The 14,604-nt window shown below is 64.9% G+C and carries 13 protein-coding genes and 2 pseudogenes; 9 read left to right on the forward strand and 6 right to left on the reverse strand.

From position 1 onward, the window contains the following. Nucleotides 1-971 (reverse strand): lytic polysaccharide monooxygenase (locus tag ACFQ7F_RS33620; protein WP_383278872.1); only part of this gene is annotated, 971 nt, incomplete at its 3' end. Between the two features lie 760 nt (nt 972-1,731). Between ACFQ7F_RS33620 and ACFQ7F_RS33625 the strand changes: the two genes are divergently transcribed. From ACFQ7F_RS33625 to ACFQ7F_RS33640, 4 genes and pseudogenes are all read left to right on the forward strand, one after another. After that, nucleotides 1,732-4,344 carry a tetratricopeptide repeat protein gene (locus ACFQ7F_RS33625; protein ID WP_383278875.1) on the forward strand — a complete coding sequence of 871 codons (2,613 nt, stop codon included), beginning with the start codon at nt 1,732-1,734 and terminating at the stop codon, nt 4,342-4,344. A 205-nt stretch (nt 4,345-4,549) separates the two neighbouring features. Beyond that, nucleotides 4,550-5,437 (forward strand): hypothetical protein, encoded by an 888-nt coding sequence (locus tag ACFQ7F_RS33630; protein ID WP_383278878.1) that lies wholly within the window; start codon nt 4,550-4,552, stop codon nt 5,435-5,437. Nucleotides 5,438-5,598: 161 nt separating this feature from the next. Beyond that, a pseudogene (locus ACFQ7F_RS33635) lies at nt 5,599-5,730 on the forward strand (DNA-binding protein); the annotation flags it as partial. An 11-nt stretch (nt 5,731-5,741) separates the two neighbouring features. Then, nucleotides 5,742-6,044: pseudogene (locus ACFQ7F_RS33640) on the forward strand (HD domain-containing protein); the annotation flags it as partial. A 16-nt stretch (nt 6,045-6,060) separates the two neighbouring features. On the opposite strand, the gene tgmC reads toward ACFQ7F_RS33640, so the two are convergent. From tgmC to ACFQ7F_RS33660, 4 genes are all read right to left on the reverse strand, one after another. Beyond that, nucleotides 6,061-7,212, reverse strand: a complete 1,152-nt coding sequence (gene tgmC / locus ACFQ7F_RS33645; RefSeq protein WP_383278881.1) for an ATP-grasp peptide maturase system methyltransferase — start codon at nt 7,210-7,212, stop codon at nt 6,061-6,063. Beyond that, entirely contained in the window at nt 7,209-8,147 is a 939-nt protein-coding gene (gene tgmB / locus ACFQ7F_RS33650; protein ID WP_383278885.1) for an ATP-grasp ribosomal peptide maturase, read from the reverse strand. Before tgmB ends, tgmC begins: the two co-directional genes overlap by 4 nt. Nucleotides 8,148-8,172: 25 nt before the next feature. Further along, on the reverse strand, nt 8,173-8,436 hold the full coding sequence (tgmA, locus tag ACFQ7F_RS33655) for a putative ATP-grasp-modified RiPP (protein ID WP_383278888.1): 264 nt from the start codon (nt 8,434-8,436) through the stop codon (nt 8,173-8,175). Between the two features lie 352 nt (nt 8,437-8,788). Beyond that, complete coding sequence (locus ACFQ7F_RS33660) at nt 8,789-9,472, reverse strand: ATP-binding protein (RefSeq protein ID WP_383278891.1); 684 nt, start codon at nt 9,470-9,472, stop codon at nt 8,789-8,791. 64 nt (nt 9,473-9,536) lie between these two features. On the opposite strand from ACFQ7F_RS33660, the gene ACFQ7F_RS33665 reads away from it, so the two are divergent. The 3 genes from ACFQ7F_RS33665 to ACFQ7F_RS33675 all read left to right on the forward strand — a co-directional run bounded on the left by ACFQ7F_RS33665 (nt 9,537) and on the right by ACFQ7F_RS33675 (nt 12,089). Further along, nucleotides 9,537-9,995: a hypothetical protein gene (locus tag ACFQ7F_RS33665; protein ID WP_383278894.1), complete on the forward strand. Its 459-nt coding sequence runs from the start codon at nt 9,537-9,539 to the stop codon at nt 9,993-9,995. 25 nt (nt 9,996-10,020) lie between these two features. Continuing rightward, a complete protein-coding gene (locus tag ACFQ7F_RS33670) occupies nt 10,021-11,364 on the forward strand; it encodes a hypothetical protein (protein ID WP_383278897.1) in 1,344 nt (447 codons plus the stop codon). A gap of 236 nt (nt 11,365-11,600) precedes the next feature. After that, nucleotides 11,601-12,089, forward strand: a complete 489-nt coding sequence (locus ACFQ7F_RS33675; RefSeq protein WP_383278900.1) for a hypothetical protein — start codon at nt 11,601-11,603, stop codon at nt 12,087-12,089. A gap of 86 nt (nt 12,090-12,175) precedes the next feature. On the opposite strand, the gene ACFQ7F_RS33680 is transcribed toward ACFQ7F_RS33675, so the two are convergent. Continuing rightward, nucleotides 12,176-12,862, reverse strand: a complete 687-nt coding sequence (locus ACFQ7F_RS33680) for a response regulator (RefSeq protein ID WP_383278903.1) — start codon at nt 12,860-12,862, stop codon at nt 12,176-12,178. 204 nt (nt 12,863-13,066) lie between these two features. Here ACFQ7F_RS33680 and ACFQ7F_RS33685 point away from each other — a divergent pair, with 204 nt between their 5' ends. Continuing rightward, a complete protein-coding gene (locus tag ACFQ7F_RS33685) occupies nt 13,067-14,050 on the forward strand; it encodes a Bug family tripartite tricarboxylate transporter substrate binding protein (RefSeq protein ID WP_383278941.1) in 984 nt (327 codons plus the stop codon). Further along, on the forward strand, nt 14,047-14,604 hold the full coding sequence (locus ACFQ7F_RS33690; RefSeq protein WP_383278906.1) for a tripartite tricarboxylate transporter TctB family protein: 558 nt from the start codon (nt 14,047-14,049) through the stop codon (nt 14,602-14,604). Before ACFQ7F_RS33685 ends, ACFQ7F_RS33690 begins: the two co-directional genes overlap by 4 nt.

Raw genomic sequence — 14,604 nt, forward strand, 5'->3', positions numbered from 1 at the left:
GTGCCGAACATGGCAGCGGCACCGATGGCGAGGGCTGCGGCGCCGCCGATCGCGATGTACGGGGTGGTGCTGTCGCCGCCGGTCTCGGCGAGGTTCTCGTTGGCCGCCGCGACGGGCTTCTGGTCGCCGCCGTTCACCTCGGGCTGGTTGGCGGCGGTGTCGTCACCTGCGGCCGGGGCCGCCTCGGAGGCGTCGGCGCCCGTCTTGGCGTCGCTGTCGCCGTGGCCGTGGTGCTCGACGGTGGACTTGTCCGCGCCCGCGGCGATGTCCTTCTCGGAAGGCGCGGAGGCGGCCGGGGCCGGAGCCGCCGCCGTGCCGCCGCCGCTGTCCTTGCCGAAGACGACGTCGGAGCAGGTGTAGAAGGCCTCGGGGGAGTCCGAGCGCTGCCAGACCGAGTAGATAAGGTGGCGGCCCGACTTGGCGGGGACCTTGCCGTCGAAGACGTAGTCGCCGTTCTCCATCTTCGGGTCGGCCACGTCGACGAAGGGCTTCTCCTCCAGGTCCGACCACTTCAGGGGCTTGGTTGGGTCGTACGAGTCCTTCGTGATGTACAGCTCGAAGGAACCCTTGTGCGGGGCGGTGCCCTTGTAGTGGAAGGTGTGGTTGCCGCCGGAGAGCTTGCTGGACGGCCAGTCGGCGCGCGGCAGGTCGAGACCCTTGTACTTGTCGTTGCCCGCGCTGCACAGCTTGCCGTCGGGGATGATCTCCTTCGACTTGCCCGCGGCGTTGGCGATGTTCACGCCGTTCCAGTCGTAGAAGGCCTGCGCGCCACTGGCCGCGACAGCCGCCTTGCAGGCCGCCGACGTCGGAGACTCCGGACCCTCCTGGAAGCACGCGGAGACACGGCTCACCGGGTCCGTCATCGAACCGTGCGCGGCGGCGGGGGCGGCCGAAAGGGCGGTCAGGGCGAGCGGGGCGATCCCGATCGCGGCGATCGCGGCGATCGCGGCGACCTTGCGACGTGCGGTCATGAGTGGTTCTCCTCAGCGGCGGTTCTGGGGGGGGGTGTGTGGGGGACACGAGACGGTTGCGAACGGCCGGTGCCGCCCCCCGATTGCGTGCGGCGCCGACAGTTCGTAACCGACCCGGCGACGAGAAAGCTAGCCGCTGAAATCCCGGAATTCGCCTGCTGAGAGGGGGTGATGGCGATCTTTATGGTCGAGTTAAGGGAGGGCTAACCGGGGGCTGAGGCTGGGCCCCTGTGGGACCCGGTTTGACCAGTACGTGAGCTGCCGCCCGGTCCGTGGGAGTTCATGGGTATCCGGTACGAGTCGCCTCATGTGGCTCCCCGTCTGGCTCCCCTGGGGGCGCCGGTCAGGCGATCGGCCGCAGCCCGCTCGTACGCTGGCTCCAGGCTCAGCGATACGCGGCGACGCTTGCCAGGCAGAGAGCCATGGCAGAACCCATTGCACTGCCTCCCACGAGCAGAGAGTGCGCCGGGCTGCCCCCTGCTCGCGAATCAGCGATGGCCGCGCAGAGGCCGATGTTCAGGGAGAGGGAGAGTGAGAAGAGCAGTGACAGCAACTGGCCAGTAAGCAAAGTGGTCTCCATGACGATGTGTTGGGGGAGCCTTGCTGGCTCGATGCGGTCCAAGCTCCCCGTCCATGGAGGTGTCCAGCTGCCTTCCGCAAGGTTCTGGACACTTTCTGTGCCCCACAGCTGGTCACAGCCTTACCCTCAGACTGTCCAGGCGCGACCCTGGACAGCTTGAGGCGGTGCGGGGAGGCAGGCATGGACGGGAAAGACGATGTCTTCGCAGCTCTACGGCAGTTGGCTGAGTTCAGAAGGACCGTTCTGAACGGAAGTGTCTCGGAGCGACGACTCGCGCGGATTGCGAACGTATCGCCAACGACAGTCGGTCATTGGCTCCGGGGAAATCAGTTTCCCCAAAGTATCGATGGCATTCTGCGGATTGTTCAAGCTGTACGAGAAACTGCTATCGACTTAGAGATCTCCCTAGGCGCCTATGCGGACCTCCTTAGTGACGATAAGTGGCGTACTCTGCATCGCGCGGAGGCGGCGCGCAGGTCGCGAGCTGTAGCTGTGGCACAAGAACGTAAAATCGGCCAGAACGCATTGTCGGAACACAATGCTGCTCGAGTAAGGGAACTGCCTGATCCGCCGCGCCCTATCCAGAGTTGGACAGCGAAACAACTCGGGGTTCATCCCGCTGTAACCGAAGCGCAGGAAGCAGCATCTGATTTTACGCTGCCTCCCTATGTGCAGCGGTCGCATGATGCTGAACTTCTGCGAGCTGTACTAAAGGCCAAAGAGTGTAGAGAGCCTCAGCTCATTGTCATCAGAGGAGGCTCCTGTACGGGTAAGACTCGGTCCGCCTATGAGGCAGTCCGTGCTGCCGTTCCTGATTGGCATTTAATTTTTCCTAAGAATGAAGCAAGCCTACTGGCCGCCGTGGATGTGGGGGCCGCGGAACGTAATACCATTATTTGGCTGAACGATGCTCATCAATTTCTTTTGCGTGACCGAGGCGAGGACGTTGCAATGTCACTCCGTCGCCTACTGGAGACTGGCGGTCCGCTGGTTATTGTTGCGACGTTTTGGACTCTGCACCATCGCCTTATTTCCTCAGGGAAGATCGACCCGGGCGGTGCAGATAAGTATTCTCAAGTGAGAGAGCTGCTGAAGCAGGGTGTGCTAATCGACGTGCCGTCCTCCTTCTCGGCAAGTGACCAGCATCAACTGCGGAAGATAGCGGCCATGGACCGATCACTGAGACTTGTAGCCCAGAGTGGATCGAATTCTGTCACGCAGTACTTGGCGGCTGCACCGGATCTACTCAGTCACTACGATGCCGCCGACGGGGTGGATGCTCTCAGTGGGCGAGCTGTAATCACAGCTGCGATGGATGCTCGACGTTTGGGCATGTCTGGGCCAATCCCGACAGCCTTCCTCAAAGCAGCAGCGACAGGCTATATGGATTCCGAATTGCGCGGAGCCTGTCACTCAGAAACCTGGTTCGAAAATGCCCTCAGTTATGCACGAGAGGAGATCAAGGGTGTTACCTCCGCCTTCGTTCCCGTGCCCCATCCGACCGACATTGGCGCCCTTCCGGACGTTGTGGGTCTGGCTGACTATCTAGATCACTATGGACAGATTTCCCGGCGATTCGAGCTGCCTCCCGAGTCTTTCTGGGAGAGCGCTGCCGACCTTCACTCTATTGAAGGCGTTTTAGAAATAGCTAAAGCGGCACATGAGCGGAATCGTTCTCGGCACGCTTGTGCGCTCTACCGAGAAGCTGGCCGTCGAGGAAACGTGACTGCATTGAGGTGGGTCGCGTACCTGCGAGGTGAGGCAGGTCATTCGGATGAATCTAATGAACTGCTTTGGCAGGCAGCTGAACAAGGGAGCACATGGGCGCTACGCGACTTGGCGCGGGCAAAAGCAAAGCTGCAAGACTTTGCGGAGGCAGAGCGAATAGCTCGGGAGGGTCTAGAAAAGGGAGAAAACCCTGTTTCTCTCTGGGAAGTCGCTCAAATGCGATTGGATGCCGGCGATAGGGAGGGGGGAAGGAGTCTCCTTCGGGAGGCGGCAGATGGAGGGCTCATTGATGCAACTGCTGACCTGCTGCGCCTGGCTCTGGAGGATGGCGATGAGGATTCGGCAGAAGATCTTCTTTCCGAGATTGCAGAGTCGGATGACGCTGACATGATGACGGAAATTGCGGAAAGCATGAAGGATAAGGGTGATATTAAATCTGCCGAGTGGATATTTTGCCGGGCAGCGACGATGGGGGATCTATGGGCATTTGGGGCAATAGGTGTTATGCGCAAAGAAAGCGGAAGGCGTGCGGAGGCGCGAGAAATTCTCATTAAAGTAGTTGAGGCGGGTCTGAGTCATTTTCTTATTGATCTTGGCGAGATGAGTGAAGAAGAGGGGAATCTCCTAGAGGCTGAGGCTGTCTATATTCTCGCCACGAGGAATGACAGGTGGGAGGCGCCATTCCGGTTGGCGAGACTCTACGATGCAACCCAGCGCAGCGAGGAAGCCAAGGATCTAGTCATGCTCTATGCCGAGTCCGGGAACTTCTCTCCGCTTATGGATCTGGCCCGCCATCGGGAACAAGTAGGGAATGTGGAAGGAGCAGATCTACTGTGTAATCTTGCTATCGATTTCGGTAATACGGTAGCGCTCTCACGCCTAGCGAGACGTCACGAAGAGACTGGAGATCTAGTGGCTGCCGAGGAGTGTGCTTTACGGTCGGCTAATGCAGGCGATATGTATACTCTGCGCCAGATGGCGCAAAATCACATTGCCGAGGAAAAGTGGCGTCGTATTCGCATGTACGGTTTGGAGCTCGACGGTAGTCCCTCGGAACCTTGGTGACCTGGGGTCAAGGGCGGGCGCGCGAGCGAGGGAGCCTTGGGGGGCGAACTAGGCGATGTGCGACGTGTGAGAGCCCTCGAAGCCAGTCCGTGCGGAACCTACTTGGCAATCTTCCGAGGCGGCCGTAGAGACATGGTGGATAATTGGCTACATGCCTCGACGCCGTAGGTACTCGGGACTTGCGCACTTCCCATGGGAGCTCCCGGTGGGTGTACCCGCGTTGGGCTTGATCGAGCGGGTGCGCATCGGCGAGCACGCGGTGACGTTAGCTTTTCCGTCACTTCAGGATGACGGGTCGTTGAGGGCATCGTCGGACTACCGGGGTAAGCCTCTCCCCGAGCAGATCGCGCAGGTGGCTGAGGGGCGACGGTGGGGGTATCGCAGCATAGATCACCTCTACTACGTGTCGTATGCGTCAGCGTCCCTCTTGTTGGATCCGCAGGAGGCCAAGCCCGACTCGCCAGAGTTCGGCGCGTTGAGCAAGGCATATTTTGGGTGGTTCAGAATTGTGCAGGAGTGGGCGTCGGCCTGGAGCGGGCAACCGCTGGGGAACTTTGACGTCTCGCATGAGTCAGCCCTGCACCTCCCGGCGAGGGGCGGGTACCTGTCTGCGAGTCCAGTTCAGACGAGAACGATTTTCATCGGGGCGCGACCACTGAGCCGAGCGGAACTGATCGGAGCGCTTCGTCATGCATCGCGAGGGGAGCAACTCCCGGTTGAGCACCGTCTGCTGCTATCTGCCCACGATGCGCAGTCCGGTGGCGACCTTCGTAAAGCGGTCATCGACGCGGCTACGGCGACCGAGGTTGCCTTGGGCTCTTACGTTGCTGACCACCTGAGGGGCAGGGGGCTCAAATCCGACTTCATTGAAGAGGTAATCGAAGACGTCAACGGGATCGCAAACCTGCATAAATTGTGCACCCACCTGGGCGGGGACCCGAAGGTTTCCCAGAAGAGGCTTGGTCAAGAGCTCGCGAACGTCAGAAATCGGGCTGCCCATCGGGGGGCTTTGCCAACGCCAGAGGAGGCGACGACTGCGCGCGGGCATGCCCAGACGATCGTTCGGGCGCTTCGGCCGATCCCTGAGGCGTGACAGTGGTGGTCTCAAGTCACGGCAGGGCGGCGCCAAGCTCCTGTCCTCCTTTGGGGTTGCTCGGCTGAACCGAGTGAGGGCCTGGGCTCAGAGATAGGGCAACTAGCGTGGGAACCTAGGGGCCAGGGAGGGGCCGCCGAGAAGACGTCGGGAGGCTAGGTGCCGAGTTCGGGGTGTCCCGTACGGCAGTGCGCTCCGCTCTCGCGTTGCTGGAAGGGAAGGGCCTCATCGAGATGGGCCCGAACTGCCGACGGCAGGTTCGCGCTCTCCCGACAGGACGGGGGGCCTCGTAGCCTTGGGCGCCGTGGATTTCACTGAACGCGCCTACGGCCTCGCCGAATCGCTGTTGTCCGAACCGCTACCGACGCTGGTCACACTCCCTCGGAGTTGCTGAGCGGGCGCGTTCTCTCCAGTCGATCCTGGGGGACGATGCGGCCCTGATGGAGGCCGCGGCAGTCCTCCACGACGTCGGCTACTCGCCGCGGATCGCATCCACCGGCTTCCACCCGCTCCACGGGGCCTTGTGGCGCACCATGCGTGCGCTCTGTTGGAGGCGGAGGAGAGAGGGCTCTGCGAGGAGCTGGAGGGCGAGTCCGAGCTGGAGCGTCATCGAGCCGTCGTGGTCAGACAGGCAAGTTCCAGCTCGGCCCATCGGGAGCGCCGAGCCAAACGCGTTGCGTGTGTGCGGTGATCGTGAGGCCGAACTCCGAGACATGAGGGGAGCCGGCTGCCTGCCACACGGTGACGGCGTCCTCGACCGCATCCCACAGCCGGAGCGGCCCGTGCTGCTCGACGACCCAACCGCCGTCTTCAGACGGGCGGGTGCGTGCCTGCGATCCGGTCGCGACGTCGTGCAGGATCTGTTTGTCGCCGAGACCGAGACGTTCGGCAGACGGGGCGGCGAGCTGCGCGACGAATCGCCCCGACCAGTCGTCGAGCAGTGCAGGGTCGATAGCGCATGGCCGTAGCTCGCCCGGCATGAACTCGATCGTGCCGCGGGGCGGGTGATCGTGGGGCCGAGCGATCATAAAAGAGGTGTACCCCGGGAGGAACCGGCCGGACGCCCCGCCCTCTTCGTCGACCGTAAGCCGCACGAGCCCATGCCCGAACGACCAGCCGGCGAGGGTGACGAGGATCGTGCCGCCCGGCTTGATCTGACGTAGCCACGTATAGGGGATGTACCGCACGGAACATGCGGCGATCAGACGGTCGTACGGGGCTCCGTCGGGTGCGCCGAACAGCCCATCACCTGTGATGAGTCTCGGAACGTGACCCGCTTCGGCGAGTGCTTTGCGAGCACGCTCCGCTGCGGCCTGGTCGACCTCGACCGAGGTCACATTGTGGTCGCCGAGGACGTTGCAAAGCAGCGCTGTTGAGTAGCCGGTGCCAGTCCCGATTTCGAGGACGCGATCGCCGGGTCCAGTCTCGGCGCGCTCGATCATCTGCACAACGAGCCCCGGAAGTGTCGAGGACGACGTCGGGCTGCCTTCCAACGGGCCGGACGCATCTTCGGCGAGAACGCCGTCGATCTGTGTAACCCACGTGGTGTTTTCGTAGGCGAGGCTGAGCCACTCCTCGTCGGAGACGCGGGCACGGTGTACAGGGGTCCATGCGATTGAGTCGGGTGCCCCGTCCTGCCTGAAGATCGCGGGGCCGAGGAAGAGCTCGCGAGGTTCAGCCGCGACTGCCGTACGCCAGGGACCGGCATGCATCCAATCGCCCTCGGTGAGGACGTCTGCGAGACGTTGCCGCAAGGGCTCGGCTGCGCTGGTCATGAGGCGCCTTTCTGCAGGATGTCGGCGAGTGCTTCTGTGATGGCTCGGCGGGTGGGTTCGTCGACGAACGCCCATTGCCCGTTGGGGTTGCATTCGATGAACCACCATCGGCCCTCGGAGTCGAGAGCGAAGTCGAATGCTCCGAAGCTGAGCCCGAAGGTATCGAGGTATCCGCGCACGGCGGAGCGGATCTCAGCCGGGACCGGCACCGGGGTGTACGTGAGCCGGTCGTAGTCCTCGCGCCAATCAAGGTGATCACCGTCGATGTCGATGCGGGTCGCGAACAGTTCCTCGCCGACGGCGGCGATGCGTACGTCGGCCACCTTGGGAACCTGCGCTTGGAAGAAGTGAGGGCACGTGCTGATGCGTTCGTCGACCTCGGAGGATTCGACCACGCGGACCCAGATGGTTCGGTTCGTGCCGTCGTTGCCGGGAAGGTGCACACGGCGTAGAGGCTTGTAGACCGTCGGGCCATGCTCGGTGATGAACCTTCGGGCAGCGTCCCGGTCGGTGGTGATCAGGCTCTCGGGGGCGCGCAATCCCAGCCGTACCGCTGTGGCGAGCTGTGCGGTCTTGCACTCAGCGTCGCGGTTCCGCCATGGGTGGTTGACGTACAGGGCGCCGGTAAGTGTGGCGAGAACGCCGGAGTATCCCGCCCGGGACTGAGAGTTGGTGAACTGCTCTTCAGTAGTCTCGCCGGGTCCGGTGCCGCCGTAGGGGGTCGGGCGCCGCCAGTAGACGGAGCGGACAGCGGCTAGATCGAGATTTCGTGTCGCGGTACGGATGGTTCCGGAGAGCCCTTCAGCGTTGAGGTGCGCGCTCACGCGGGCGCTGATGTCGAAATCGGCGCCGGGGTCGAGCCGCACGACCGGGACGCCCCGGCCGTGCAGCTCAGCGAGCACCAAATCTGCTGTGGCGTCTCCGAGGGAGGTCACGACGAGAATCGGCGGCTCGTGCATCTCAGTCCGATTCGTCGTCCGGGACGGAATCCGAGTCGGCGGGCGGTGGCGGGTTGCCGCCCCCGCCGTCGGCACTGGTCGCCGTCGCTTGCGACGTCGCCTTGCTGGTCCCGTGTCCGCCCATCTCGACGGGCTGCCCGTTGCTGTCGAAATAGTTGGTCGTCTGGCTCTCCGGGTCGAGCTCGACGCGGGTGTATGGCACTTCGACAGTGTTCTGATAGGGGGCAAGACGTGTCATGCCCCATGGTGCCTGCGTCTGGCTCACGTTGGCCGCTCCTTCTGTGATGTGGAGACACGAGCGTTCGGATCACCCGACCGGCTCACCCGTTCAGTGAGGGACGGGAGTTGTGGGGAACTCGAGGGTGCGGGCCGCGAAGGGTGCTGGTGCTGTGCGAGCTCGGCCGAACAGCAGACGGCCTGCGGGCAGACCGGCGTCGATGTATCGGTCGGCTGCTGCCTGTGCGGCCCCCCCCCGCTCAAGCGGGTCGAGCCCGACGGCGATGAGCAGAGCTTCGCGGGCCGTGAGTAGCCGTACGAGCCGAGAATGCGTCGGTATCTCGATGCCGGACTGCGAGCAATGCGGATGGATGAGCAAGCGGCAAGGCGTTATCATGCGGTCACCTCCCTGAACGGGGTCCGGGGATTTTGAACTCGGCCCACACGGCTTTGCCGGGGCCGCTCTTACCTGCGATGCCCCAGTCATCCGCGAGTGCTGCAACAAGGAAGAGCCCTCGCCCGTTGGGATCATCGCTGGTGGCGTGCTGCACCTCGGGCATCCCGTTGCTGTCGTCGCAGACCTCGAGGCGTAGGCGTGTGTCGTCGAAAGCAAGGCGCACGAGGAACTCGTGAGCGGCGGGGTTGCCATGCTCGATCGCGTTCGTCGCGAGTTCGGAGACACATACGCTTGCTTCGTCGAGTTGCCCGCTGAGTTGCCAATCGGACAGTGCATCGGCCACGAACTTACGGGCAACTGCGACCGATGCCGGGTGGGTAGTGAATGCTCTTTCGTGCGAGTGCTTCACGGCGGTCGCCTTACCTGAGCGCGTCGGCGCCGCCGAGCGGTCGCCATTCGGGATGCCCAACAGAAACGCGAGACGCTGCGCGGTGCCTGTCTCGTCGCCAGCCTCGCCAAGTTCGTAGCCCCACCCGGTGACATAGCCTCCGCCTTGGGCGCTGACCACCTCTACAAGGTCCGGTTTTAGACGGTTCACCACATTAAGCATGTTGTCATCATCTTTTATGACAGACAGGCCCCGCGCTTCGAGTTGCTCGGTCAGACTGACCGAGGTGTTCGCGTCCATGAATTGATCCCACCGCACGGCGTGGGAGCGTGGGATATGGCAACCTATGACACGGAGTTGATCAATGTCCCTAGCTGTGGCGATTACCGGAACGCGGTCAACCGATCATCGTGAACTCACCTGGTTCGCCAGTGTTTTCGGCACCTACTTGGGTCCATTCGCGGACGACGAAGCGCACTTCTACATTGGCGGGGCAGTCGGGATCGACAGCCTGTCTCTGTTGTGGCTCGCTGGTAACTCGAAGTCGAAGATCACAGTCGTCGCGCCGGGAACCGTCGAGCAGCAGCCGGCCGACGCGCGGCAGGCGATTGTCCGCTGCCGCAACCGGATTGCTGAGGTCGTCGAGTTGCGCGCCGACGAGCTGCGAACCCCGGCCTACCATGCGCGGAACCGATGGATGGTCGACCATTCCGACATGGTGATCGGGTTCCCCGTTGAGGGGCCGGAGGGAACGTCCGGGACTTGGCAGACGATCAACTACGGCGCAGAGAAGGGGAAACCTCGTCTGATCGTGCCCGTGTGACCTGATCGGCGGGCATCATGAGGACATGAGCGCGCACGACAGGCTCGTCGGCGCTGCCACGCTGAAGCGGCTTCGACTGTCCCGCGGTTGGTCCCTCGCGGACACCGCGCGGGCGATCATCGCCGCAGCGGCCCGGCTCGGGCAGCCCCTCGACGCCAGTGCGACCAGTGTGCAGCGGTCCGTTGCCCGGTGGGAAAGCACATCCGTGCCGACCCCGCCGGGTGAGCGGTACCAACTGCTGCTCGCTCACATCTACGTTCGCGGCAGCACCGGGCAGCACTGTGTCGGCCCCGGGTCTGACTTCGCCGAACTACTCGACGCATTCGCGCACTTGGGCGAGAGCGAACGGCGCCTGCTCGAACTGCGATCACTGCTCATCCGTACCGCCACTGACGCCGGTGGGGGCCTCCTCGCACTGCTTGGGCCGACAACTCGGCGCGACATGACCGAAGCGCTCACGGACCCCACTACTGCCGACGAAGGACTACTCGTCGGCATGCGCAGCGCCATCAGGGAAGCGAACGAACAGGTCGGAAGTGTCCCGTTCGTTCGGCTGCAATTGCTGCTCGCACCCGTGGTCGAATCCTGTCAACGACTCCTCGACGGGCCCGTGCCCGACCCGCTGCTGCCTGAACTGCGCTCGATCGCCGCGCAGGCGTACACCCTCGCCGGGCGTTTGGCCTTCGAGACCCGCGACGACGGAGCATCCCGGACCCTGTACTCGCGAGCAACAGACACGGCTGGCCTCATCGGTGACCCGTGGCGTCGTGCCATGGTCCACATGAGTCACGCTCTGGTCACCCTGTACTCGACGTCCGGGATCGACGCAGCGCGGTCCCTTGTCGACGCCGCGGTTCGTGACGCGCGAGCGGGCACCAGTATCACCGTGCGGGCACGCGCGCACGCCCTACAGGCAGAGATCGCCGCACGGGCGGGCGCCGAACGACACGCGCAAGCAGCCTTGTCCCTGGCTTGGTACGACATGGACGGTCTTCGGAACAGTGATCCGTCGTCGAGTAGCTTCTCGCCGGCGCATCTCCGAGGTTTTGAAGGGCTGTGCGAGCTCTACGTCGGGGACCCGACTACAGCGCACGACTTCTTTGCCCATTCCGCGCACGCACTCGCGGCGCCACGCGAGCGGGTACAGCGGTCCATCGTGACAACCGATCAGGCGCTTGCACGCATCAAGCTCGACGAGCCGCTCGCGGCGGCCGAGTTGCTGCATGAGTGCATCGACACTGCATCTGACACAGGTGGGCGTGTCGCTGCAATCCGGCTGCGCCGGGCACGGCGGGAACTGCGCCGGTGGCGCGGCGAGACCTTCGTCGCCGACCTCGACGACCATTTGATCGACTCGCTCGGTCAATAGCGCCCGGCGGGCGGTCGCAGACATGACGAGGACGCCCCTGCCCGGCTGTGAGGCCAGACAGGGGCGCAAATGGAAGTTCTGTTCATGAGCCGAGCGTACGCAGTCGGATCGGGCCCGAACTCAGCTTGGCGTGTTGTACCCGTACGCGGTGGGGCGCGACGTGAACCGCGGTCTGCGAGAGGCGCGGGGTAGGGTTCGCGCCCTGTTGGCGAGCTGACGGATTGGGGAGAGCGGACGTGGCCACGTACGCCGTAACCGGGCACATCGACTTGACCCACAAGAGTGTCGGGCTCGTACGCGCGGCGCTGCGCGAGGTGTTCGCGCGGCACACGGAGGGTGAGCTCGTCGGAGTGTCGTGCATCGCGGCCGGCGCCGATTCGATCTTTGCCGAGGAACTGCTCGCGGCCGGGGGGCGTCTCGTGGTCGTGCTGCCTTCGCGCGACTACCGGCAGGCGAAGGTGAAGCCCGAGCACGCCGAGACCTTCGACCGACTCGGCTCGGCGGCCGCCGAGGTCGTCGTGATGCCGCACGAGACCGCGGACCGTTCGGCGTACGAGGCAGCGAACGCGGAACTGTTGAGGCGCGGCGATCGGCTCGTCGCCGTGTGGGACGGGGCTCCGCCGTCGGGCAAGGGCGGGGGCACGGCCGACACCGTGCTCGCAGCACGCGAGGCGGGTCTCGCGGTTGATGTCGTATGGCCCGAAGGTGCCGCGCGACGCGGCTGATAAGGCGGACGGCACCCAGGATGCACGAAAGCGCCCGCCGTCCGGTCGTGAGACCGGTCAGGGGCGACTCCGCCCGCCGGGACGGCTCACCGCACCCACCGATACCGCCGCTCCGGCCGCCCCGTCCCCCCGTACCGAAGCGTCACCTCCACCCGCCCCGTGTCCGCGAAGAACTCCAGATAGCGGCGGGCGCTGACCCGCGACAGCGTTCCCTCCTGTGCGCACTCCGAGGCGGAGAGCCCGCCAGGATGCGCCCGCAGCGTCTGCTCGACCAGGTCGGCGGTGTGGGCCGCCAGGCCCTTCGGGAGTTCGCGGGAGCCGGGTGGGCGAGGGCCGAAGAGCTGGTCGATGTCCTCCTGGCGCGCCTCGTCGAGGCCGTCGAGGCGGGCCCGCAGCGCCGCCACGTGCAGCAACTGCTCACGCAGCGCCGCCTGGTTGAACGGTTTGATCAGGTAGTGCAGCGCCCCGGCCCGCAGCGCCGCCCGCACGATCTCCGCGTCCCGCGCCGCCGTGATGAACAGCGCGTCAAGGGGCTGCCGGTCCCGGTCGCGGTCCTCGACTGCCCGCAGTTCCCGTAGCACCGCGATGCCGTCCATATCGGGCAGATAGATGTCAAGGAGTACGAGATCGGGGCGCAGCCGCTCCACGGCCGCCAGCGCCTCCGTACCGCTGTGTGCCACTCCCACCACCGAGAATCCGTCCACCGCGGACACATATCGGCTGTGCAGTTTGGCGACCATGAAGTCGTCGTCCACGACCAGCACCCTTGTCATCGACGCAGGCTATGGGCCCGACCACAACGACCACAACGTCCGTTGATTCCGGAAGAGAGACAGCTTCTTAACGCACAGGCAACATGTGGGCCACCTCACAGGTATCCCCGTCCCCACGGACAGCGGCCGGGTTCCCGCCCCCACGGGGAACCCGGCCGCATCAACTCCCCAGCAATGACTACGTACCGACAGGTGGTGGCATCCGTGCGTCTGCGCACACCCCTTGCCCTGCTCGGGGCCGCGCTGCTCGTGCTCGCCGGGCCGCCGCTGCTCTCCACGGGCAGCGGCGCCGAGACCGGCACACAGATCCCCGGCCTGCGCTTCATGGTCCCCAACACCCCGGGCGGCGGCTACGACATCACCGCTCGCACCGCGGCGAAGAACGCCGAGGACGCCGGACTCACCCACAACATCGAGGTGTTCAACCTGCCGGGCGCCGGCGGCACCGTCGGCCTCAGCCGCCTCGTCGGCGAACACGGCAACGGCAAGCTCGCGATGTCCATGGGCCTGGGTGTCGTGGGCGCCGCACGCTCCAACGACTCGCCCAAGACCCTCGCCGACACCACCCCCATCGCCCGCCTCACCGAAGAGCCGGACGTCGTCGTGGTCGCCAAGGACTCCCCGTACAAGAACATCAAGCAGCTGATCACGGCCTGGAAGAAGAACCCCGGCAAGCTCCCGGTCGGCGGCGGCTCTTCGCCCGGCGGCCCCGACCACCTCGCCCCCATGCTGATGGCGCGCGCCGCCGGGATCGCCCCCAAGAAGGTCAATTACGTTCCCTTCGACGGCGGCGGCGAACTCCTCGCCTCGATCCTCGGCAAGAAGGTCGCGTTCGGCGTATCGGGCGTCGGCGAGTACCTGGACCAGATCAAGTCGGGTGAGCTGCGCCTTCTCGCGACCACCGGGCCCAAGCGGGCGAAGGGTCTGGACGGCCCGACCCTCAAGGAGTCGGGCTACGACGTCGACTTCACCAACTGGCGCGGCATCGTCGCCCCGCCCGGCCTCTCCGACGCGGAACGCAAGAAGCTCACCGGCCTGGTCAGGAAGCTCCACGACTCTCCTGAGTGGAAGAAGTCCCTCAAGACCAACGGCTGGGACGACGCCTTCCTCACCGGCGACAAGTTCGGTGACTTCCTGGCCGACCAGGACAAGAGCGTGGTGTCCGTGCTGAAGGAGCTGGGACTGTGACGACGTCGACCACCGAAACCCCACCCGAGGAGCACGGAAGCGGCAGTGGCAGCGGCAGTCGCCGCGCCTGGCTGCGCGAGCACTCCGAACTCGGCGTGTCCGTCATGCTCCTGGCCCTCGGCATCCTCGTCCTCACGGACGCGCTCACCATGGACGTCGAGATCGCCCAGCGCGGCCCGATCGGCCCCAAGACGGTTCCGATCGTCGTGGGCATCGGACTCCTCGTCGTCGCCGTGATCCTCGCGATCGATGTCCTGCGCGGCGGTCGCGGCGAGGCCGAGGGCGGCGAGGACATCGACCTGTCCGAACCCGCCGACTGGCGCACCGTGCTGCTCCTCGCCGGAGTCTTCCTCGGCGCCGCCGTCCTCATCGAACCGCTCGGCTTCCCCGTCGCGGGCGCCCTGCTCTTCTGGGGCGCCGCGTACGCGCTCGGCAGCCGTCACCTGGACCGCGATCCGCTCATCGCGGCAGGGCTCTCCCTCATCACGTACGTCGTCTTCAACAACCTGCTCGGGGTGCCGCTCCCCGGCGGACCACTGATGGGAGTGCTGTGA

The sequence above is a fragment of the Streptomyces sp. NPDC056486 genome, assembly GCF_042795295.1.
Lineage (GTDB): Bacteria > Actinomycetota > Actinomycetes > Streptomycetales > Streptomycetaceae > Streptomyces.